This is a genomic window from Pseudomonas sp. DSV-1, assembly GCF_035830915.1.
Taxonomy (GTDB): domain Bacteria; phylum Pseudomonadota; class Gammaproteobacteria; order Pseudomonadales; family Pseudomonadaceae; genus Aquipseudomonas.
Genome location: NZ_JAYMYG010000001.1, coordinates 5123350 through 5145795 on the forward strand (window position 1 = coordinate 5123350; position 22446 = coordinate 5145795).

General features: G+C 55.8%; 20 protein-coding genes. 5 read left to right on the plus strand and 15 right to left on the minus strand.

Annotated elements, in window-relative coordinates; translation table 11 throughout:
- Positions 1–9: 9 nt before the first annotated feature.
- The 14 genes from VSQ83_RS23760 to rpmH all read right to left on the minus strand — a co-directional run bounded on the left by VSQ83_RS23760 (position 10) and on the right by rpmH (position 12856).
- Positions 10–480: a F0F1 ATP synthase subunit B gene (locus VSQ83_RS23760; RefSeq protein ID WP_016782874.1), complete on the minus strand. Its 471-nt coding sequence runs from the start codon at positions 478–480 to the stop codon at positions 10–12.
- A gap of 57 nt (positions 481–537) precedes the next feature.
- A complete protein-coding gene (gene atpE, locus VSQ83_RS23765) occupies positions 538–795 on the minus strand; it encodes a F0F1 ATP synthase subunit C (RefSeq protein WP_002555987.1) in 258 nt (85 codons plus the stop codon).
- Positions 796–917: 122 nt separating this feature from the next.
- Positions 918–1787 (minus strand): F0F1 ATP synthase subunit A, encoded by an 870-nt coding sequence (atpB, locus tag VSQ83_RS23770; RefSeq protein ID WP_095036260.1) that lies wholly within the window; start codon positions 1785–1787, stop codon positions 918–920.
- Positions 1788–1803: 16 nt separating this feature from the next.
- Positions 1804–2211, minus strand: coding sequence for a F0F1 ATP synthase subunit I (locus VSQ83_RS23775; RefSeq protein ID WP_003437994.1), 408 nt, complete (start codon positions 2209–2211; stop codon positions 1804–1806).
- Positions 2212–2359: 148 nt separating this feature from the next.
- The gene (locus VSQ83_RS23780; RefSeq protein WP_133074938.1) at positions 2360–3232 is read right to left on the minus strand and encodes a ParB/RepB/Spo0J family partition protein; all 873 of its coding nucleotides are present in this window, start codon (positions 3230–3232) and stop codon (positions 2360–2362) included.
- 9 nt (positions 3233–3241) lie between these two features.
- The gene (locus VSQ83_RS23785) at positions 3242–4033 is read right to left on the minus strand and encodes a ParA family protein (protein WP_046809500.1); all 792 of its coding nucleotides are present in this window, start codon (positions 4031–4033) and stop codon (positions 3242–3244) included.
- Between the two features lie 18 nt (positions 4034–4051).
- The gene (rsmG, locus tag VSQ83_RS23790; RefSeq protein WP_326427638.1) at positions 4052–4696 is read right to left on the minus strand and encodes a 16S rRNA (guanine(527)-N(7))-methyltransferase RsmG; all 645 of its coding nucleotides are present in this window, start codon (positions 4694–4696) and stop codon (positions 4052–4054) included.
- Positions 4693–6585, minus strand: coding sequence for a tRNA uridine-5-carboxymethylaminomethyl(34) synthesis enzyme MnmG (gene mnmG / locus VSQ83_RS23795; RefSeq protein WP_326427639.1), 1893 nt, complete (start codon positions 6583–6585; stop codon positions 4693–4695). The genes rsmG and mnmG overlap by 4 nt, the downstream gene beginning before the upstream one ends.
- A gap of 504 nt (positions 6586–7089) precedes the next feature.
- Positions 7090–8706, minus strand: coding sequence for an ABC-F family ATP-binding cassette domain-containing protein (locus VSQ83_RS23800; protein WP_326427640.1), 1617 nt, complete (start codon positions 8704–8706; stop codon positions 7090–7092).
- 224 nt (positions 8707–8930) lie between these two features.
- Positions 8931–10298 carry a tRNA uridine-5-carboxymethylaminomethyl(34) synthesis GTPase MnmE gene (mnmE, locus tag VSQ83_RS23805; RefSeq protein ID WP_133074942.1) on the minus strand — a complete coding sequence of 456 codons (1368 nt, stop codon included), beginning with the start codon at positions 10296–10298 and terminating at the stop codon, positions 8931–8933.
- Positions 10299–10378: 80 nt separating this feature from the next.
- The gene (yidC, locus tag VSQ83_RS23810; RefSeq protein ID WP_326427641.1) at positions 10379–12064 is read right to left on the minus strand and encodes a membrane protein insertase YidC; all 1686 of its coding nucleotides are present in this window, start codon (positions 12062–12064) and stop codon (positions 10379–10381) included.
- Positions 12065–12077: 13 nt separating this feature from the next.
- A complete protein-coding gene (gene yidD, locus VSQ83_RS23815) occupies positions 12078–12311 on the minus strand; it encodes a membrane protein insertion efficiency factor YidD (RefSeq protein WP_019828647.1) in 234 nt (77 codons plus the stop codon).
- Positions 12304–12705 (minus strand): ribonuclease P protein component, encoded by a 402-nt coding sequence (gene rnpA, locus VSQ83_RS23820; RefSeq protein WP_019828646.1) that lies wholly within the window; start codon positions 12703–12705, stop codon positions 12304–12306. Before rnpA ends, yidD begins: the two co-directional genes overlap by 8 nt.
- A gap of 16 nt (positions 12706–12721) precedes the next feature.
- Positions 12722–12856, minus strand: coding sequence for a 50S ribosomal protein L34 (gene rpmH, locus VSQ83_RS23825; RefSeq protein ID WP_003213577.1), 135 nt, complete (start codon positions 12854–12856; stop codon positions 12722–12724).
- A 563-nt stretch (positions 12857–13419) separates the two neighbouring features.
- Here rpmH and dnaA point away from each other — a divergent pair.
- From dnaA to gyrB, 4 genes are read left to right on the plus strand one after another with little or no spacing between them, the layout of a single operon-like run.
- Positions 13420–14928 (plus strand): chromosomal replication initiator protein DnaA, encoded by a 1509-nt coding sequence (gene dnaA / locus VSQ83_RS23830; protein ID WP_133074944.1) that lies wholly within the window; start codon positions 13420–13422, stop codon positions 14926–14928.
- Between the two features lie 38 nt (positions 14929–14966).
- Positions 14967–16070 (plus strand): DNA polymerase III subunit beta, encoded by a 1104-nt coding sequence (gene dnaN / locus VSQ83_RS23835; protein ID WP_133074945.1) that lies wholly within the window; start codon positions 14967–14969, stop codon positions 16068–16070.
- Positions 16071–16090: 20 nt separating this feature from the next.
- Positions 16091–17194 carry a DNA replication/repair protein RecF gene (gene recF, locus VSQ83_RS23840; protein ID WP_019828642.1) on the plus strand — a complete coding sequence of 368 codons (1104 nt, stop codon included), beginning with the start codon at positions 16091–16093 and terminating at the stop codon, positions 17192–17194.
- 5 nt (positions 17195–17199) lie between these two features.
- Positions 17200–19617 carry a DNA topoisomerase (ATP-hydrolyzing) subunit B gene (gene gyrB / locus VSQ83_RS23845; protein WP_219261977.1) on the plus strand — a complete coding sequence of 806 codons (2418 nt, stop codon included), beginning with the start codon at positions 17200–17202 and terminating at the stop codon, positions 19615–19617.
- Between the two features lie 63 nt (positions 19618–19680).
- On the opposite strand, the gene VSQ83_RS23850 is transcribed toward gyrB, so the two are convergent.
- Complete coding sequence (locus VSQ83_RS23850; RefSeq protein ID WP_326427643.1) at positions 19681–20568, minus strand: LysR family transcriptional regulator; 888 nt, start codon at positions 20566–20568, stop codon at positions 19681–19683.
- A gap of 130 nt (positions 20569–20698) precedes the next feature.
- Between VSQ83_RS23850 and VSQ83_RS23855 the strand changes: the two genes are divergently transcribed.
- On the plus strand, positions 20699–22360 hold the full coding sequence (locus tag VSQ83_RS23855) for a GMC family oxidoreductase (RefSeq protein ID WP_219261979.1): 1662 nt from the start codon (positions 20699–20701) through the stop codon (positions 22358–22360).
- The last annotated feature ends 86 nt before the right edge of the window (positions 22361–22446 follow it).

A 22446-nucleotide genomic window follows, 5' to 3' on the forward strand; every position in this document is an offset into this window, starting at 1 on the left:
CGCCCTCGCTTAAATTTCAGCAGCCAGTTTAGTAACCAGCTCCGCGTGCGCGTTTTGATCGATTGTGGCACCCAGGATCTTCTCTGCGCCTTCAACAGCCAAGCTACCCAATTGGGCACGCAGGGCGTCTTTAACGCTGTTCAGTTCCTGTTCGATCTCGGCCTGAGCCTGAGCCTTCACACGGTCAGCTTCAACGCGAGCCTGTTCACGGGCTTCGTCTACGATCTGAGTACCGCGTTTCTTGGCTTGCTCAATGATTTCAGCTGCTTGAGCCTTAGCTTCGCGCAGTTGTTGACCCGCTTTATCTTGGGCCAACTCCAGGTCGCGAGCTGCTCGGTTAGCAGCGTCCAGTCCAGCCGCAATCTTCTTCTGACGTTCTTGCAATGCCGCGATGACCGGAGGCCACACGAACTTCATGCAAAACAGTACAAAAATGAAGAACGCAACGGACTGGCCAATCAGGGTTGCATTAATGTTCACGCCAACACCTCGCTCGTTCGTTGTCCATCACTCTAATCAACTCGAAAATTCGAGTGATTAGCCAGCGAGTTGACCAACGAAGGGGTTCGCGAAGGTGAAGAACAGTGCGATACCAACACCGATCATGGTTACGGCGTCGAGCAGACCGGCAACGATGAACATTTTAACTTGCAGCATTGGAACCATTTCTGGTTGACGCGCTGCGCCTTCCAGGAACTTGCCACCCAACAGGCCGAAACCAATTGCGGTACCCAGTGCGCCCAGGCCGATCAACAGTGCAACAGCGATAGCGGTTAGACCAACTACAGTTTCCATCTTTCCTCCCGACTTTTACGTCGTATGGTTTAGGTTTTTAGATTAAAGCGGTAAAACAAAATCATTTTGCGACGCCCTCTCACCCGAAGGTGAGAGGAGCACCAGACTCGCCGAAGCGGATCTTAGTGGTTATCTTCGTGTGCCATCGACAGATAGACGATGGTCAACATCATGAAGATGAACGCTTGCAAGGTGATGATCAGGATGTGGAATACAGCCCACGCCCATTGCAGCACCACGCCCAGACCGCTAAGCCAAAGCAGGCCGCTGCCGAACATCACGGCGATCAGGATAAACACCAGTTCGCCAGCGTACATGTTGCCGAACAGACGCAGAGCCAACGAAATAGGCTTGGCAATCAACGTCACGAATTCGAGCAGGAAGTTCACCGGAATCAGCAGCGCTTGAACAAAAATGTTCTTGCTGCCAAACGGGTGCAGGGTCAGTTCGCCGATAAAACCGCCGATGCCCTTGATTTTGATGCTGTAGAAGATGATCAGCGCGAATACCGACAGGGCCATGCCCATGGTCGCGTTTGGATCAGTCGTCGGTACGGCACGGAACGGGAAGTGCTCATCGCCAGTGATCAGGATCGCCAACTGAGGAATCCAGTCAACCGGAACCAGGTCGATGGCGTTCATCAGGAACACCCACACGAAAATGGTCAGCGCCAGCGGTGCGATAACTGCACTGCGACCGTGGAAACTGTCTTTTACGCTGCCATCGACGAATTCCACCAGTACTTCAACGAAGTTCTGCAGTGCGCCTGGTTGACCGGAAGTTGCCTTCTTGGCCGCCATGCGGAATACGAGGATGAAGATCAGACCTACAAAAAGCGACCAGCCGAGGGTATCGACGTGGAAAGCCCAAAAACCCATTGCTTTAGCTTCTGCAACGGTGTGAGCAAAGCCCCAGCCGCCATCAGGTAGCTGCCCAAAGGTCAGGTTCTGTAAGTGGTGCTGGATATAGCCCGAAGCGGTTGTTTCTGCCATGGTTGCCTCAAACGCCCTAAGGTCTCGAAAGTGTTGTTCTCATTAGCAGGGGAGCGAACCAGCTGACCAGTTGGGTCAACACGAAGACGCCGAATACTGCTAACGGCGCCAATGGCTTCACACCTGCAAACGTCAGCGCGAACAGCACTGCCGTCAAAATTAACTTGCCCGCCTCGCCAGCGTAAAACGACCGGACGATGGCTTGCGCTGCTCGGGCGCCGGAAAACCGAAAAGCCCTGTGAGCAAAATACACATTGGGTAGCAAAGCTATCAGGCCTCCGCAGAGTCCTGAATATCCGGCGACGACTCCATGCCATTGCCAGAGCCCCAGAGCAGCCAGCAATAAAACGACAAATTGAGCCAGCAAAACCGGAAAAACCGCCAAGCGATGGAACGGCAAGCGGTTTGGCGTGCGGGTTTCCATCACAACTGCTCCTCAAAGGTCGGCTACCAAAAACAGAAAACTTGGCATAATTTGTGCCGACAAAATGCGCGCAGAGTATAGGGGCGCTTAAGCCCCTATTCAACTGTCAGGTAGTGATTTCCGACTGCACGCTACATGGGGAATTGTTTCAGCGGATGTGAGCAAGCACTCCTTGAAGCTCATCCAGAGAATTGTAACCAATCACTAACTGGCCTTTTCCCTTCTTTCCGTGGCGAATCTGCACCGCAGAGCCTAGGCGCTCTGCCAGACGCTGTTCGAGCCTGGCAATGTCCGGATCTGGTTTAACCGGTTCAGCAGGCTCTTGTTTGCCACTCAACCACTGGCGAACAAGTGCTTCGGTCTGACGTACTGTCAGACCTCGTGCGACAACGTGTCGCGCCCCTTCAACCTGCTGAGTTTCAGGCAAACCGAGCAATGCCCGCGCATGACCCATTTCAAGGTCACCGTGGGACAGCATGGTTTTGATGACTTCCGGCAAGGAAATCAATCGCAACAAGTTAGCCACAGACACCCGGGACTTACCCACAGCGTCGGCAACTTGCTGCTGAGTCAGCTGGAACTCTTGCTGCAAGCGTTGCAAGGCAACGGCTTCTTCAATCGGATTGAGATCTTCGCGCTGAATGTTTTCGATCAGCGCCATCGCGATGGCGGTTTCATCCGGCACATCTCGCACCATCGCCGGGATGGTGTCCTTGCCTGCCTGTTGGCTGGCGCGCCAGCGACGTTCACCGGCGATGATCTCAAAGCGGTTGCCATCAATCGGGCGAACCACGATTGGCTGCATCACGCCTTGGGTCCTGATCGAGCTGGCCAGCTCTTCAAGCGCCTGGGGATCCATGTCGCGACGAGGCTGATACTTGCCGCGCTGGATCAGGTCCAGTGGCAAGTGTTGCAGTTCGCTTTGATCAACCTTGACCGCTTGCTCTTCCAGCGAGCTGACCGTTGGACCACTAAGGAGTGCATCCAGTCCGCGTCCGAGACCTCGTTTCTTGACGGCCATGGAATTTCCTTAAGTTGGCTGAGGCGTGCGGGTGGTACGACGTTGACGACGAACCAGCTCGCCCGCCAGGGCAAGGTAAGCAATCGCGCCACGGGAATTTTTGTCATACGCCAGCGCCGGCATGCCGTAACTCGGCGCTTCGGCCAAGCGGATGTTGCGCGGAATCACCGTGTCGTAGAGCTGCTCGCCGAAGTGTTCCTTGAGCTGAGCCGATACATCGTTCATCAGGCTCAGACGCGGGTCGTACATGGTCCGCAGCAGGCCTTCGATCTTCAGGTTCGGGTTCAGGAGTTCGGCAATGCGCTTGATGTTATCCACAAGATCGCTCAAGCCTTCGAGTGCGAAGTACTCACACTGCATGGGGATAATGACCCCATCGGCAGCAACCAGAGCGTTCAGGGTCAGCATCGACAGAGACGGCGGGCAATCGATCAGAATGTAATCGTAGCTCTCGCGAACCGGCGCCAGTGCAGTACGCAGTCGGCTTTCTTTCATCTGCATTTCGAGCAATACAACTTCAGCTGCCGTCAAATCACGGTTTGCAGGCAGAAGCTGGTACCCACCGTGTTCGGAGATGTGCATGGCCTGGGCCAGATCACATTCACCGATCAACAGGTCGTAGACCGAATTCTCGAGACCATGTTTATCCACACCGCTACCCATGGTGGCGTTGCCTTGTGGATCGAGGTCGATCAGAAGCACGCGGCGCTTGGTCGCGACCAGCGATGCTGCGAGGTTGATACAGGTGGTGGTTTTACCCACACCACCCTTTTGGTTCGCTATTGCGAATACCTTAGCCATTCTTGCTTGCGTTCCCAATCATGCCGTGCGGCGCAGTATCAGCAGATGGCGTTGGCCTTGGCAACCTGGAACAGTCAAGGCGTGTTCGCTATCTAGACGAAAATCAGACGGCAATGCTACCAGCTCATCAGCCGGATGAACGCCCTTCATTGCCAACCAGCGCGTTTCACTGTTGCCCAGATGACGTGTCCAGTTGCTGAAGTTCTCCATGCTGCTGAAAGCCCTGGAAACAATTCCATTGAATGGCAGCTCTGGCTGAAACTCTTCAACGCGATTGTGGATAACTTGCAAGTTATCCAGCTTGAGCTCGAGTTTCACCTGGGTCAGAAAACGGGTTTTCTTGCCGTTGCTGTCCAAGCAGGTCACTTGGGACTCGGGAAACAGGATCGCCAGGGGAATGCCCGGCATGCCGCCGCCGCTGCCCACATCCAGCCAACGGCCATTTTCGATGAAGGGCATCACGCTGAGGCTGTCGAGCAAATGGCGCGAAACCATTTCGTCCGGGTTACGCACAGCCGTGAGGTTGTAGGCCTTGTTCCATTTGATCAACAGGGCCAAATAACCCAGCAATAGCTGATGCTGGTTTTCGGACAGTGCTACGCCCAATTGGCGTGCACCTGTGGATAACTCTTCGGCGTGTTGCGCGGTAACCAGCGAACTCAAGCGTTTTGCTCCAACGTGCGGCCAGCGCCGCGCTTTTTCAGGTGAATCATCAACAGGGAAATCGCCGCAGGCGTCACACCTGGAATACGCGAAGCCTGCCCCAAGGTCTCGGGACGGGTTGCGCCCAGCTTGCTCTGGATCTCTTTCGACAGCCCGGAGATGATCGTGTAATCGATATCCACAGGCAGTTTGGTGTTCTCACTGGCGCGCAGACGGGCAATTTCGTCTTGTTGACGATCGATATAACCGGCGTACTTGGTTTTGATCTCAACCTGCTCGGCGACCAACGGATCCTCTGCGCCTTGTCCGGTCACTTCAACCAGACCGGCGTAGTCAATTTCGGGGCGTGTCAGCAGGTTCAGCAAATTGTATTCATGGGTCAGCGGCGTGCCGAATTTTGCTGCAATGGCATCGCCCTGCTCAGTGCCCGGGCGAACCCAAGTGCTTTTCAGGCGCTGTTCTTCTTGCGCGATGCTTTCACGCTTGGTGCAGAAAGCGGCCCAACGGGCATCATCGACCAGGCCCAATTCGCGACCTTTTTCGGTCAAGCGCATGTCGGCGTTGTCTTCGCGCAGGATCAGCCGGTATTCGGCACGGGATGTAAACATCCGGTACGGCTCTTGAGTACCCAAGGTAATCAGGTCGTCGACCAATACTCCGATGTACGCCTCGTCGCGACGCGGGCACCAGCTTTCCTTGCCCTGTGCGAGCAATGCCGCGTTGGCGCCAGCCAGCAAACCTTGGGCCCCGGCTTCTTCGTAACCGGTAGTGCCGTTGATTTGCCCTGCGAAGAACAAGCCGCCGATTACCTTGGTTTCAAGGCTGTATTTCAGGTCCCGCGGATCGAAGTAGTCGTATTCGATGGCATAGCCGGGCCGCACGATATGGGCGTTTTCCATGCCGCGAATCGATTGCACGATCTGGATTTGCACGTCGAACGGCAAGGATGTGGAGATCCCGTTCGGGTACAGCTCGTGAGTGGTCAAACCTTCCGGCTCGATGAAAACCTGATGGCTTTCCTTATCGGCAAAGCGGTGAATCTTGTCTTCGATCGACGGGCAGTAACGCGGGCCAATCCCTTCGATTACGCCCGAGTACATCGGTGAGCGGTCGAGGTTGGACGCGATGATTTCGTGAGTACGGGCGTTGGTATGGGTAATCCAGCAACTGACCTGAGCCGGATGCTGTTCTTTGTTGCCCATGAACGACATCACTGGAATCGGTGTATCGCCTGGTTGCTCGGTCATGACCGAGAAATCTACAGAGCGGCCATCGATACGCGGTGGTGTACCGGTTTTCAGGCGACCAACTCGCAGGGGCAGTTCACGCAGGCGGTGTGCCAGGGCGATCGAAGGAGGATCACCGGCTCGGCCACCCGAGTAATTCTGCATCCCGATGTGGATAAGTCCACCGAGGAAAGTACCTGTGGTCAAAACCACAGCATCAGCCATAAAACGCAGACCCATTTGGGTCACTACGCCACGCACTTGATCCTGTTCAACGATCAGGTCATCAGCAGCCTGTTGAAATATCCACAGGTTGGGCTGGTTTTCCAGCGTTTCGCGAATTGCCGCCTTGTACAGAATGCGGTCGGCCTGTGCACGGGTTGCCCGTACTGCCGGGCCTTTACGCCCATTAAGTACACGGAACTGGATGCCGCCTTTATCGGTAGCCATTGCCATCGCGCCGCCCAGGGCGTCGATTTCTTTAACCAGATGGCTTTTACCAATCCCGCCAATCGCAGGATTGCAGCTCATTTGCCCGAGGGTTTCCACGTTGTGGGTCAACAGCAGGGTTTTTACGCCCATGCGTGCTGAAGCAAGTGCAGCCTCGGTTCCGGCGTGACCGCCGCCGATGACGATCACTGCAAAACGGGAAGGGAAATTCACCACGCACCTCGTGCCTGTTACTAGGGGGTTTTTGGATAGACCGCGAAGTATAGGGACTTCGCCCTTCTTAAAGAACCCTTTGCACAAAATTTAACCAGCTGTGGATAAAGGCAAGATAGATAAATAAATAGAGAAGAAATTTATAAAGCTTTGTTTTTATGTTTATTTCTACTGAGCCACCTTTCTGTGGATAGATTGCTACAAGCTATATTCTACGTACTGTACAGAGATTCAAAAGTCTGTGGTTATGCACCGATGAGGGGTTGGGATAAGTGCTTTAAGCCTGTGGGTAAAACAGGTGCTTATCCACAGGGGTGGTTATCTTCAGTTTTCAGGCCTACTTACCCACTGACCTGAGGGCCAGTTATACACAGAGCTTATTCAACGATTTATGCGGTTTTTGGCCAATAAACAGGCAGCCGAAAACCGCTGGAATGGCTAATCCATCAAGCGGTCGTACAATCGGTGAGTCATAAAAGTGATAAACGGTACAAGCCTGTCTCATCAGACGGGCTGGTTCAGCCACCCTGTGGGTGATGCCTGCAGTCTGTGGGTAACCCCGATTGCAGCCAAAAACACCTCATTGTGTGAGGTGACAATCAGAGTTCCCGAATACTGCTCAAGCATGTCCTGCAGGGCCAGAACCGAAGGCAGATCCAGGTGATTGGCCGGTTCATCGAGCAATAGCAGGTGCGGCGGTGAAGCGGCATAGAACACGCAAGCCATGGCGGCTTTCAGGCGCTCACCGCCACTCAGTCGATGGCATGGCTGGTTGACTCGATCGGCATTGAGACCCAATTGCGCCAGTCGGGTGCGTAATTCTCCTGCATTGAGCTGCCGATTTTGAGACAGCAATTGCTCAAGTACGGACTGCTCAGGTTTTAACAGCCCCAGATCCTGGTCGAGATAAGCAGTGGTTACGAAGGTCCTGGCCTGGCCTGAAATGACCGACAGTTGACCGGCCAGTACCTTGAGCAGAGTCGACTTGCCGCAGCCATTCGCCCCCACCAGGGCAATACGCTGGCCACGAGTCAGTGTGAGATTGATCGTGCGTAAATGCTCAGCCCCCTGGGGCAGACGAGCATCGATCAACTCAGCTATTTGCAACGGTGCGCTTTGGCAAGCATGGGGCGGATAAACAAAGATGGGCTGTTGTTCTTCTACCTGACTCGCAGCCTGGCGTACCAGGGCAGACAAATGTTCCCGTGCAGCGTCTTGTTGTACTCGCTGCTTGCCGCTACTAGCCTGGCTGCGCTCCTTTTGCCGGCCCAGCAAAATGTTAGCCTGATTGGCATCACTGGCCTGTTTGTGGCCGCGGGATTGGCTGCGTTCAAGGCGTTCTTTGTGTTCACGCATGGCGTGTTCCTGACGCTTGCGCTCTAGCTTGGCTGACGCCAGTTGTTGCTGCGCCGCTTGTAGTTGCTCGGCTTTTGCCTGTGCATAAAACGAAAAACCACCGCCATAACTGATGAGCCCTTGGGATGACAATTCAACAATACGCTCCATGTGTTCCAACAAATCGCGGTCATGGCTGATCACGAGCAAACCGTTGGGCCAGTTCTGCAACTGCTCATGGAGCGCATCACGGTGCTGGCGATCCAGATGATTGGTGGGCTCATCCAGTATCAACAGGTCAGCTTGAGACAAGAAGGCCCCCATCAGGGCCACGCGCATGGCTTCGCCTCCGCTGAGGGCTGAGGTGGGGGTAGAAGGCGTCAAGTGTGCAAGGTTGTTCTGGGCCAACTGGTCGAGTAATTGCTGACGGATACCCCAGCGTTCGCCGATGCAGTCGAAGTCTGCTTGCTCAGTGCTGCCCTGCTCGATGTGCTCAAGGGCCCTGATGATGTGCTGTACGCCGGCAAGGTCTGCAACGGTGTGACCGGGGTCGGGGCTGACATACTGGGCCAGGTAATACACCGTGCCGTTTCGGGTGCAATGGCCTGTTGAAGGGAAGATATCCCCGGTTATCAGGCGTGCCAAAACGCTTTTACCTGCACCATTGCGCCCCACCAGAGCAGTACGTCGCTGGTCGAGATGCAGATCAAGGTCCGAGAAGAGAGCACTGCCATCGGGCAGGTGAAAAGAAACGCCTTTGAGCGTTACAGAGGTAACGAGAGTCATACGCACTCCAGAGATGCACAGATCTACCCCCTGTTGCAGGGGAATCAAGAACTGGCCGCAAACATCGCGGCGGCATCAATGGCGCATTGGACTAACACCTCGTATGAATGTGAATAACTGTAGCAGTGTGACACGTTGTAGTCGCTGCCGAGGAACGAAGGCTGCGAGCGGTTTGCAGGTTATCGCAGCCTTCGTTCCTCGGCAGCGACTACAGACGTGTGCTGTTACTTGCCGATGCAGAAGCTGGAGAAGATCCGTCCCAGCAGATCATCAGAGCTGAATGCGCCGGTAATCTCACCAAGGGAATGCTGCGCCTGACGCAAGTCCTCAGCCAGCAACTCCCCTGCGCCCGCCAGGGTCAGTTGCGCCCTGCCGTGCTCAAGTGCCCGGCTGGCGTGCTGCAACGCCTCCAGGTGCCGACGGCGTGCGCTGAAGCTGCTTTCAGACGTTTGCTCGTATCCCATGCAAGCCTTGAGGTGTTCACGCAGCAGGTCCAGCCCATCCGTTGATCTGGCGCTAAGGCTAATCGTCACGTGGCCATCGTCACACACCTGCAGGGCAATATTCTCGCCGCTCAGATCTGCCTTGTTACGGATCAAGGTCACTTTCGAAGGATCTGGACGCTGCTCAAGAAACTCTGGCCATAGCGCAAACGGGTCATCCGCTTCCGGAGCCGTGGCATCGACCACCAAGAGCACCCGATCGGCTTCGCCAATGGCCTTGAGTGCCCGTTGTACACCGATTTTTTCCACATGGTCGTCTGTATCACGCAGACCCGCGGTGTCGACCACATGCAACGGCATGCCATCGATGTGGATATGTTCACGCAATACGTCCCGGGTGGTACCGGCAATTTCGGTCACGATGGCCGCTTCGCGCCCGGCCAGGGCATTGAGCAAACTCGACTTGCCGGCGTTTGGACGGCCCGCGATAACCACGGTCATGCCATCGCGCAGCAAAGCACCCTGCCCGGCCTCGCGTTGAACGGTGGATAACTCTTCGCGAACCTTATCCAGCATGCCAAGCACATGGCCATCGGCCAAAAAGTCGATTTCTTCTTCCGGGAAATCAATCGCCGCTTCGACATAGATACGCAAACTGATCAATTGCTCAGTCAAGTTATGCACACGCTGTGAGAAAGCGCCTTGCAAGGAACGCAATGCGTTACGTGCAGCTTGTGCAGAACTTGCCTCGATCAGGTCGGCAATTGCCTCGGCTTGCGCCAGGTCGAGTTTGTCATTCAAAAATGCCCGCTCGCTGAATTCCCCCGGACGAGCCAGGCGGCAACCTAGCTGGATGCAGCGCTGGAGCAGCATATCGAGAACAATCGGGCCACCGTGGCCTTGAAGTTCCAGTACGTCTTCGCCGGTAAAGGAGTTGGGGCCGGGGAAGTACAGCGCAATCCCCTCATCCAGCACTTCACGGTTTTCGCCGTAAAAAGGGCCGTAATGGGCGTAGCGCGGTTTCAGCTCGCGTTCGCTGAACGCTTGCGCCGCAACACTGGCAAGCGGGCCGGAAATACGCACGATTCCCACACCACCTCGGCCTTGGGCGGTCGCTACTGCGGCAATGGTCTCAGCCGGAACACTCATAAAACAGGCCTCAAAACAAAAGTGACGGATAGCAAAACGCCCCACTAGGGGGCGTTTTGAGTGGTGCTCACCAGAGTAGGTTACTCGGCTGCTTTTTTGGTAGCAGCTTCAACTTTACGGGTGATGTACCACTGTTGAGCGATGGACAGGCAGTTGTTCACAACCCAGTACAGCACCAGACCAGCAGGGAACCACAGGAAGAAGAAGGTGAAGATGATTGGCATCAGCTTCATTACCTTGGCCTGCATCGGGTCCGGCGGAGTCGGGTTCAGACGCTGCTGGATGAACATGGTTGCGCCCATGATGATCGGCAGAATGAAGAACGGGTCTTTGATCGACAGGTCGGTAATCCAGAGCATGAACGGCGCCTGGCGCATTTCAACACTTTCCAGAAGTACCCAGTACAAGGACAGGAAGACCGGCATCTGCACCAGAATCGGCAAGCAGCCGCCCAGTGGATTGATCTTCTCTTTCTTGTACAGCTCCATCATTGCTTGCGACATTTTCTGGCGATCATCACCGAACTGCTCTTTCAGAGCAGCCAGTTTTGGTGCCACGGCGCGCATGCGGGCCATCGACTTGTAGCTGGCGGCCGACAGAGGGAAGAAGATCCCTTTGATCAGCATGGTCAGGAAGATAATCGACCAGCCCCAGTTACCGACCAGGCTGTGGATATGTTGCAGCAGCCAGAAAATAGGCTGGGCAATGAACCACAGAATGCCGTAGTCGACAGTCAGTTCCAGACCTGGGGATAACTCTTTGAGTACACCCTGGCTTTTTGGACCGGCGTACAACGTAGCGCTGGTTTCAGCTGTTTTGCCCGGCTCAATGGTCAAGGTTGGGCCAGTAAAACCGATGATGTAGTTGCCCTGGTTGTCTTTGCGGGTCTGAACGACGTTGTTATCGCCTTTCTGTGGAATCCACGCCGTCACAAAATAGTGTTGCAACCAGGCAACCCAGCCGCCTTGAACGGTTTCTTTCAGCTGAGCCTTGTCGATATCTTTCATCGACACTTTTTTGTACGGCTCCGAACTTGTCCACAGGGCAGCGCCCAGGTAAGTAGCAGTGCCGGTGGCGGTGCTGGAAGAAGGATCGGAGCTGGCGTCACGCTTCAATTGCGCGAACAGGTTGCCATTCCACGGCTTGCCGCTCTCGTTATCAATCAAATAGCTGACTTGTACATCGTACAAACCACGCTTGAGCGTGAAACGCTTGATGTAGTTGATGCCGTTTTCGCTGAATTTCAGATCAACAACCAGTTGATCCTGGCCTGGGGCCAGTTCGAAATTCTTTTTCTCAGCGCTGAAAACAGGACGACCTGACGGACGGGCGTCCGGGCCATCAACGCCTGTCAGGCCACTTTGTGCCAGATAGGTGCGTTCGTTGCCGTTATCGAACAACTGGAAAGGAACATCCGGGTGATCCTGGCGACGTGGATAAAGCGGCAGACGCAGCTGGGCAATATCACCACCCTGTGGATCGATCGCGATGTCCAGAACATCCGTTTTTACGTGGATGAGGTCTTTGCTTGCAGCCACCGGAGTTTCAGTCGGTGTGCTGGTATCTGTATTGGCGCTGGGTACATCGGCACTGTTTGAAGCGTTGTTACCTGAAACCGTATCGGGCAAAGCCGGCGCGGTTGTGCTGCTGGCGGCAACATTCTGAGTCGGCAGGGCAGCTTGGCCGTAATCCTGGTTCCATTTCAGAACCATAACGTAGGACACGACTGCTAGAGCGACGATCAGGATCGTGCGTTTAATATCCATGATTACTCGGCCATCAAGAAGAACGGGAGGTAGGGATAGGCGGAACCGGGTCGTAACCACCGGGATTCCACGGGTGACAGCGACCTAAACGACGAAAGGTCAGCCAGCCGCCGCGCAGAAGGCCATGATTTTCGATGGCTTCCAACGCGTAGCAGGAACAACTGGGGTAGAAACGGCAGTGGCTGGCCATCAAAGGACTAATGGCATAGCGATAAAACTGGATCGGAACGAGCGCCAGTTTACGCATCAGGACTGCCTACCCCTACAGTTTCGGTTTTAACTGCTGGAACTGGCGTGTTACGGGCCAGACGCTTCCAGAGTTTGCCGAAATGCTGAATCAATTCGGGGTTCTCTACGTCACCCAAACCTTTGCGCGCGACGATAACGATATCCCAACCAACCAGTAAATCCTGGTGGAGACGAAACGATTCACGCATCAAACGCTTAAGGCGATTGCGCTCAACGGAGAGCTTTACGCTCTTTTTCCCGATCACTAACCCCAGGCGGGGGTGATCAAGATCGTTGCTACGCGCAAGGAGCAGGAGATTTTTCCCCGGAACCTTGCCGGTGGGGGAGTCAAAGACTGCCTTGAAGTGTCGGGGAGTGAGTAACCGCTTTTCCCGACTGAAGTCCTGACTCACCACCATTGTCTGATTATCAAACTGCCAGACGTGCACGGCCTTTGGCGCGGCGACGCGACAGGACTGCACGGCCGTTTTTAGTAGCCATGCGTGCACGGAAACCGTGAGTGCGGGCGCGTTTGATAGTGCTTGGTTGGAAAGTACGTTTCATGTCGTGCTACCTGGTTCGTCCACAACGGGCCGGAATGGCCCCCGTTTTAAGAGACCGGCGATTCTAGAGAAAGCAAGCCAATAGGTCAATTTCCAACCAGCGTTTACCGCTAAATAGATGTTTGCCCTTTCGCACCTGTCTTGCACCTGCCAACTATAGAAATAAAAAAACGAAGTATTTAAAGCTCTTTTATAAAGCTTATTAAACTTAGGGAAGCGATCTTCTGTGGATAACTAGCTTAAGGCCATATAAAACAAGGCGTACAGAAGATGACAACACTGTCGAGAAGCCGTGCTCCACCTGTGCTGCACCCTCGGATAAGCTGTGCATGAAAGGGGCTTTTATCCACAGGCGACTTATGCACAGACTTTCGACCCCACTTGTGCAACGAGCTTAGGCCCGCTTATCCACAGAGCTTATGCACATACCATTTGTCGCTTTGTTCACAGTAAAAAGCCGGATCTCTCCTTATATGCACGTCACCTACATGTGGATAAGTGGGGCCACGGTCGCTACAATGGCGCCTGTTTTTGCCTCACCGGCTTTCAACTTAGGGGATATCCGTGTCAGTGGAACTTTGGCAGCAGTGCGTGGAGCTTTTGCGCGATGAGCTGCCTGCCCAGCAATTCAACACCTGGATCCGTCCACTACAGGTCGAAGCCGAAGGCGACGAGTTGCGTGTGTATGCACCCAACCGATTCGTTCTCGACTGGGTCAACGAAAAATACCTGAGCCGTTTGCTTGAACTGTTGAACGAGCACAGCAATGGCATGGCGCCTGCGTTGTCCTTGTTAATAGGCAGCAAACGCAGCTCGGCGCCTCGTGCTGCCCCTAATGCGCCATTGGCTGCAGCGGCCTCTCAGGCCCCGGCGCCCAGCGCACCTGTCAACACAGCAGCGGCACCCGCTCCTGCACCCGCGCCAAAACAGTCCGGGCATGCCAGCGAAGAACCTTCGCGGGCCAGCTTCGACCCAATGGCCGGTGCAAGCTCGCAGCAAGCGCCAGTGCGCGCCGAACAGCGCACCGTCCAGGTCGAGGGTGCGCTCAAGCACACCAGCTACCTGAACCGAACCTTTACCTTCGAAAACTTCGTTGAGGGCAAGTCCAACCAACTGGCTCGCGCTGCGGCGTGGCAGGTGGCAGATAACCCCAAGCACGGTTACAACCCGCTCTTCCTTTATGGCGGCGTTGGTCTGGGTAAAACTCACTTGATGCACGCGGTGGGCAACCACCTGTTAAAGAAGAATCCGAATGCCAAGGTCGTGTACCTGCATTCCGAGCGTTTTGTAGCCGACATGGTTAAAGCCTTGCAGCTCAACGCCATCAACGAGTTCAAGCGCTTCTACCGTTCGGTAGACGCCTTGCTTATCGATGACATTCAATTCTTTGCGCGCAAGGAACGGTCCCAGGAAGAGTTCTTCCACACCTTCAACGCCCTGCTTGAAGGCGGTCAGCAAGTGATTCTGACCAGTGACCGTTACCCGAAAGAAATCGAAGGCCTTGAAGAGCGTCTCAAATCACGCTTTGGCTGGGGTTTGACGGTTGCCGTCGAGCCGCCAGAGCTTGAGACCCGTGTTGCGATCCTGATGAAGAAGGCCGATCAGGCCAAGGTCGATCTGCCTCACGATGCCGCCTTCTTTATTGCCCAGCGCATTCGCTCCAACGTGCGTGAACTCGAAGGCGCGCTCAAGCGTGTTATCGCTCACTCGCACTTTATGGGCCGCGACATCACCATCGAGCTGATCCGCGAATCCCTTAAAGACCTGCTGGCGCTGCAAGACAAACTCGTCTCTGTGGATAACATCCAGCGCACAGTGGCTGAGTACTACAAGATCAAAATTTCGGACTTGCTGTCCAAGCGCCGTTCGCGCTCGGTGGCGCGACCACGCCAGGTGGCGATGGCGTTGTCCAAAGAGCTGACCAACCACAGCCTGCCGGAGATCGGCGATGTGTTTGGCGGTCGCGATCACACCACGGTCTTGCACGCATGCCGCAAGATCAACGAACTCAAGGAATCCGACGCGGACATCCGTGAGGACTACAAGAACCTGCTGCGTACACTGACAACCTGATGACACCAGCGCAGCTTATTAAGGCAAGGGACTAGACCATGCATTTCACCATTCAACGCGAAGCCCTGTTGAAACCCCTGCAACTGGTCGCAGGCGTCGTTGAACGCCGCCAGACCTTGCCGGTATTGTCCAACGTGCTGTTGGTTGTCGAAGGCCAGCAACTGTCGCTGACCGGTACCGACCTTGAAGTCGAACTGGTTGGTCGAGTGCAACTTGAAGAGCCGGCTGAGCCAGGCGAAATCACCGTGCCTGCGCGCAAGCTGATGGATATCTGCAAAAGCCTGCCCAACGACGCACTGATTGACATCAAACTCGATGACAACAAGCTGGTAGTCAAGGCAGGCCGTAGCCGCTTTACCTTGTCCACCCTGCCTGCCAACGACTTCCCGACGGTTGAAGAAGGCCCGGGCTCGCTGACGTGCAGCTTGCAGCAGAGCAAATTGCGTCGTCTGATCGAGCGCACCAGCTTTGCCATGGCGCAGCAGGACGTTCGTTACTACCTCAATGGCATGCTGCTGGAAGTATCGGCAGGCATCATCCGTGCTGTGGCAACCGACGGTCACCGTCTGGCCATGTGCTCGATGAAAGCCGACATCGGCCAGCCAGACCGTCATCAAGTGATCGTTCCGCGCAAGGGTATTCTTGAGTTGGCGCGCTTGCTGACTGAGCCGGACGGCGAAGTGAGCATCGTTCTGGGCGCACACCACATCCGTGCCACCACCGGCGAGTTCACCTTCACGTCCAAGCTGGTTGATGGCAAGTTCCCGGACTACGAGCGTGTGCTGCCTAAAGGTGGTGACAAGGTCGTTATCGGTGACCGTCAGGCATTGCGCGAAGCGTTCAGTCGTACCGCGATCCTGTCCAACGAGAAATATCGTGGCATCCGTCTGCAATTGGCCAATGGCCAGCTGAAAATCCAGGCGAACAACCCGGAGCAGGAAGAAGCGGAAGAAGAAGTGGGCGTTGAGTACAACGGCGGTTCACTGGAGATCGGCTTCAACGTGAGCTACCTGCTGGACGTGCTGGGGGTCATGACCACGGAACAAGTGCGTCTGATCCTGTCGGACTCCAACAGCAGCGCTCTGGTGCAAGAGTCGGACAACGACGACTCGGCCTACGTTGTTATGCCGATGCGCCTGTAACCATGCACAGCCCACGCTAGATGTCCCTCAGTCGTGTCACAGTCACCGCGGTGCGTAACCTGCACCCGGTGACCTTCTCCCCCTCTCCCCGCATCAATATCCTGTACGGCGCCAACGGCAGCGGAAAAACCAGCGTGCTGGAAGCTATCCACTTGCTGGGGCTGGCGCGTTCGTTTCGCAGTGTGCGGCTCAATCCCGTGATCCAGCACGAGCAGCAGAGCTGTACGGTTTTTGGTCAGGTTGAACTGGCTGAAGGCGGGCACAGCGCGCTCGGTATCTCGCGGGACCGGCAAGGGGAGTTCCAGATCCGTATCGACGGCCAAAATGCGCGCAGTGCTGCGCAGCTGGCCGAGATCCTGCCGTTGCAATTGATTAACCCTGACAGCTTCCGCTTGCTGGAAGGTGCCCCAAAGATCCGCAGGCAGTTTCTCGATTGGGGGGTGTTCCATGTTGAGCCCCGCTTCATGTCGACCTGGCAGCGGCTACAGAAGGCCCTGCGGCAGCGGAACTCATGGCTGCGGCATGGTACACTCGACGCCGTTTCACAAGCGGCCTGGGACCGGGAACTTTGCCTGGCCAGTGCTGAAATTGATGAATACCGCCGCGCCTACATCAAAGCCTTGAAACCAGTCTTTGAGCAGACCTTGAGTGAGCTACTTGATCTCGAAGGGTTAACGCTGAGCTATTACCGTGGTTGGGACAAAGACCGTGAGCTGAGTGCTGTACTCGCCGCGTCTGTCCACCGGGACCAGCAAATGGGGCATACCCAGGCAGGGCCACAACGTGCTGATTTGCGTCTCAAGTTGGGTGCAAACAACGCAGCAGATATTTTGTCGCGGGGTCAGCAGAAGTTGGTGGTCTGCGCGCTGCGCATTGCTCAAGGGCATTTGGTCAGCCAAGCCCGGCGTGGCCAATGTATTTATCTAGTAGATGACTTGCCTTCCGAACTGGATGAGCAGCATCGCAACGCATTGTGTCGCTTGTTGGAAGACTTACGCTGCCAGGTATTCATTACCTGTGTAGACCACGAATTATTGAGGGAAGGCTGGCAGACGGAAACGCCAGTTGCCCTGTTCCACGTGGAACAGGGCTGTATCACCCAGACCCACGACCATCGGGAGTGAAGGCATTGAGCGAAGAAAACACGTACGACTCAACGAGCATTAAAGTGCTGAAAGGCCTTGATGCCGTACGCAAACGTCCCGGTATGTACATTGGTGATACTGACGATGGCAGCGGTCTGCACCACATGGTGTTCGAAGTAGTCGACAACTCCATCGACGAAGCGCTGGCTGGCCATTGCGACGACATCACCATTACGATCCACCCGGACGAGTCCATCACCGTGCGCGACAACGGCCGCGGTATTCCGGTGGACGTGCATAAAGAAGAAGGCGTTTCTGCAGCCGAGGTCATCATGACCGTACTGCACGCTGGCGGTAAGTTCGATGACAACTCCTACAAGGTATCCGGCGGATTGCACGGCGTAGGTGTTTCGGTGGTAAACGCCCTGTCCGAACTGCTGGTCCTGACTGTACGTCGCAGCGGCAAGATCTGGGAACAGACCTACGTCCACGGTGTTCCTCAAGCGCCTATGGCCATCGTTGGCGAGAGCGAAACTACCGGCACTCAGATCCACTTCAAACCGTCTGACCAGACTTTCAAGAATATCCACTTCAGCTGGGACATCCTGGCCAAGCGTATTCGTGAGCTGTCCTTCCTGAACTCCGGTGTGGGTATCGTCCTCAAGGACGAGCGCAGCGGCAAGGAAGAGCTGTTCAAGTACGAAGGCGGCTTGCGTGCATTCGTTGACTACCTGAACACCAACAAGACCCCGGTCAACCAGGTGTTTCACTTCAATGTTCAACGTGAAGACGGTATCGGCGTAGAAATCGCCTTGCAGTGGAACGACAGCTTCAACGAGAACCTGTTGTGCTTCACCAACAACATTCCTCAGCGCGATGGCGGTACGCACCTGGTGGGCTTCCGCTCTGCCCTGACGCGTAACCTCAACACCTACATCGAAGCTGAAGGCCTGGCCAAAAAGCACAAAGTCGCCACTACCGGTGATGACGCCCGTGAAGGCCTGACTGCAATCATCTCGGTGAAAGTACCGGATCCGAAGTTCAGCTCCCAGACCAAAGACAAGCTGGTTTCTTCCGAAGTGAAGACCGCTGTTGAACAGGAAATGGGTAAGTTCTTCTCCGACTTCCTGCTGGAAAACCCGAACGAAGCCAAGCTGATTGTCGGCAAGATGATCGACGCCGCCCGTGCCCGTGAGGCCGCGCGCAAAGCCCGTGAGATGACTCGTCGTAAAGGCGCTCTGGACATCGCAGGCTTGCCGGGCAAACTGGCCGACTGCCAGGAAAAAGACCCGGCGCTGTCCGAACTGTATCTCGTGGAAGGTGACTCTGCTGGCGGTTCCGCCAAGCAGGGCCGCAACCGTCGTACCCAGGCCATCCTGCCGTTGAAGGGTAAAATCCTCAACGTCGAGAAAGCCCGCTTTGACAAGATGATCTCTTCGCAAGAAGTAGGCACCTTGATCACCGCCTTGGGCTGTGGCATTGGCCGCGATGAATACAACATCGACAAACTGCGCTATCACAACATCATCATCATGACCGATGCTGACGTTGACGGTTCGCACATCCGTACCCTGCTACTGACCTTCTTCTTCCGTCAGTTGCCGGAGCTGATTGAGCGTGGCTATATCTACATTGCTCAGCCGCCGTTGTACAAAGTGAAAAAAGGCAAGCAAGAGCAATACATCAAAGACGACGAGGCCATGGAAGAGTACATGACCCAGTCGGCCCTTGAAGACGCCAGCCTGCACTTGAACGAAGAAGCCCCGGGCATCTCGGGTGAGGCGCTGGAGCGTCTGGTGTACGACTTCCGCATGGTGATGAAGACCCTCAAGCGTTTGTCGCGCCTGTACCCGCAGGAGCTGACCGAGCACTTCATCTACCTGCCAGCCGTTACTCTGGAGCAGCTGGGCGATCACGCGGCCATGCAAGACTGGATGGCCAAGTTTGAAGAGCGTCTGCGTCTGGTTGAGAAATCGGGCCTGGTTTACAAAGCCAGCCTGCGTGAAGACCGTGAGCGTAATGTCTGGTTGCCAGAGGTCGAACTGATCTCCCACGGCCACTCGACCTTCATCACCTTCAACCGCGACTTCTTCGGCAGCAACGACTACAAAACCGTTGTGACCCTGGGCGCTCAGCTGAGCACTCTGCTGGACGACGGTGCATACATCCAGCGTGGCGAACGTCGCAAGCAAGTGACCGAGTTCAAGGAAGCACTGGAATGGTTGATGGCAGAAAGCACCAAGCGCCATACCATCCAGCGCTACAAAGGTCTGGGCGAAATGAACCCGGATCAGCTCTGGGAAACCACGATGGACCCAAGCGTGCGCCGCATGCTGAAAGTCACCATTGAAGACGCGATCGGCGCCGATCAGATCTTCAACACCTTGATGGGCGACGCCGTAGAACCGCGCCGTGAGTTCATCGAGAACAACGCACTGGCAGTGTCCAACCTGGACTTCTGATGGTGTAGTGCAGTTAAAAAAGGCCAACGCTTAGCGTTGGCCTTTTTTTTGGTAAAAAATCACCTACGGCGCCAGCAAAACCCCCTGCTCTTCCTGGCACAGCTCCAGCAAAAAATCCCACACAACCCTCAGCCTTACGGACTTGTGCAGCTCACGGCGGGTGCTGATCCAGTAGCTGCGCTGGACCGACTCTTCGGGCAGTACGCGCACCAGTTCCGGGTCATGGCTGGCCATGTAGTTGGGCAGTACGGCGATGCCGAGCCCTGCTCTCGCCGCTTGCTGCTGGGCAATGACGCTGGTGCTGCGAAAGGTCACGGTCGGGGTACGGCAGAAGTTGTTGAGAAACAGCAGTTCCTGACTGAACAGCAAGTCGTCGACGTAGCCGATCCAGTAGTGATTGGCCAGGTCATCGCGGTTGTTCAAGGGCCGTGCCTTGTCGAGGTAAACGCGGCTGGCGTAGAGCGCCAGGCGGTAGTCGGTGAGTTTGCGAGTGATCAACAGGTCAGCGTTGGGGCGTTCCAGGTGGATGCTGATTTCAGCCTCGCGGTTGAGGATGCTGACAAAGCGCGGCACCGCCACCAGCTCCACTTCCAGCCCAGGGTAGCGTTCAAACAACCCGCGTAGTCGCGACGTGATGAACATGATCCCAATCCCTTCAGTGACCCCAAGCCGGATCTTGCCCATGGGAGCGATGGCCTGGGTGATTTCCTCTTGCGCCAGCAATGCGACGTTTTCCATGGCTTCAGCGTGTTTGAGCAATGCCTGGCCTGCGGGCGTCAGTTCGTAACCTTGTGCATGTTGCACGAACAGCGCAGCGCCGAGGTGCTGCTCGATGCTCTCGATATGCCGGGCGACAGTGCTGTGGGTTGTATTCAGGCGTTTGGCGGCGGCAAGCAAGCGACCACTGCGTTGCAGTTCCAGAAAGTATCGCAGGTCATTCCAGTCAAACATGTCAGCCCCCCAGCACGATTGATAATCAGCTGTGCAAAAACGCACAAGCCATGGGTGAAATCACGCGTTTCAAACTCGAAATTAATCAATAGGATGGTGTAGGACAAGAACAATAAAGGCGAGGTGATCAATGCCATCAGCCAGTAAGGTGTACGACTACATCATTGTGGGCGCCGGGCCTGCGGGTTCAGTGCTGGCGAATCGGCTGTCTGCCGATCCACGTCACAACGTGTTGCTGCTCGAAGCGGGTGGGCAAGATAACTACCCGTGGATCCATATTCCCGTCGGTTACCTGTATTGCATCGGCAACCCGCGCACCGACTGGTGCTTCAAAACCGAAGCGCAGGTCGGCTTGCAAGGTCGCAGCCTGAGCTATCCGCGGGGCAAGGTATTGGGCGGCAGCTCGTCGATCAACGGCATGATCTACATGCGCGGTCAGGCGGGCGATTACGACCGTTGGGCCGAGCAAGGCAATGCGGGCTGGGCCTGGAAAGACGTCCTGCCGCTATTCAAACGCAGCGAAAAACACTTTGCCGGCAACTCCGACCTGCATGGCGCTGATGGCGAATGGCGGGTTGAACAGCAGCGTTATACCTGGCCGATTCTGGATGCCTTTCGCAACGCGGCCGCCGAAAGCGGAGTTGCCAGCGTCAGCGACTTCAACGGTGGCGACAACCAGGGCTGTGGATACTTTCAGGTCAACCAGCGATCCGGTGTGCGCTGGAATGCTTCCAAGGCTTTTTTGCGGCCAGTGCTCAAGCGTACGAACCTGACCGTGTTGACTGATGTTCAGGTCGATAAAGTGCTGCTTGAAAATGGCCGTGCGACGCAGGTCAGTGCCCGCTGGCAAGGCGCTGAGCATGTTTTCTCGGCCGGTCGCGAGATCATCTTGTGTGCGGGTTCGATTGGCTCTCCTGGGATCTTGCAGCGCTCGGGTATTGGCCCCCGCCCCCTGCTGGAAAGCCTGGGGATAACCGTTCAACACGAATTGCCCGGTGTGGGTGGAAATCTGCAGGACCATCTGCAACTGCGCCTGATCTTCAAACTGACCAAGGCGCGCACCCTTAATCAGGTGGCCAACAGCCTGTGGGGCAAGATCGGCATGGGCCTGCGGTATGCCTACGACCGTAGCGGCCCATTGGCCATGGCACCCAGCCAGTTGGGCGCATTCGTGAAGTCCGATCCCGATCAACCCTCGGCCAACTTGCAGTACCACGTCCAGCCGTTGTCCCTTGAGCGTTTTGGCGAACCGCTGCACACCTTTCCCGCATTCACGGCGTCGGTGTGTAACTTGCGCCCAAAAAGCCGTGGTCGGGTCGATATCCGCTCTGCCAATCCGGATGACGCGCCGCTGATCGATCCCAATTACCTGAGCCATCCTGACGATTTGAAAGTCGCAGCGGATGCGATTCGCCTGACCCGGCGCATCGTGTCCAGTGCGGCCTTGCAGGCGTTTACGCCAGAGGAGTACTTGCCTGGCAAGGACCTGCAAACCGAGCAAGAGCTGTATGAAGCTGCCGCCCGCATCGGGACGACCATTTTTCACCCTGTGGGCACCTGCCGCATGGGCCAGGACGCCGAGGCAGTGGTCGATGACCAGTTGTGCGTTCATGGCGTACCGGGGTTGAGGGTGGCAGACGCTTCAATCATGCCCAGCATCGTGTCGGGTAATACCTGTTCACCGACCTTGATGATTGGCGAAAAAGCCGCGCAGTTAATCCTGCAGGCGTCACTTGACTCACTGGAGCACGCAACTGAGGTCAATCGCGCGGTAGCAACACCGGTCGCTTGAGTGCGATCGTGGTTTCGGGCGCAGTCATCCGGAACCGGCAGTGGACAAAAACAATAATCACTGTGGCCCAACAGGGCTGAGGACAT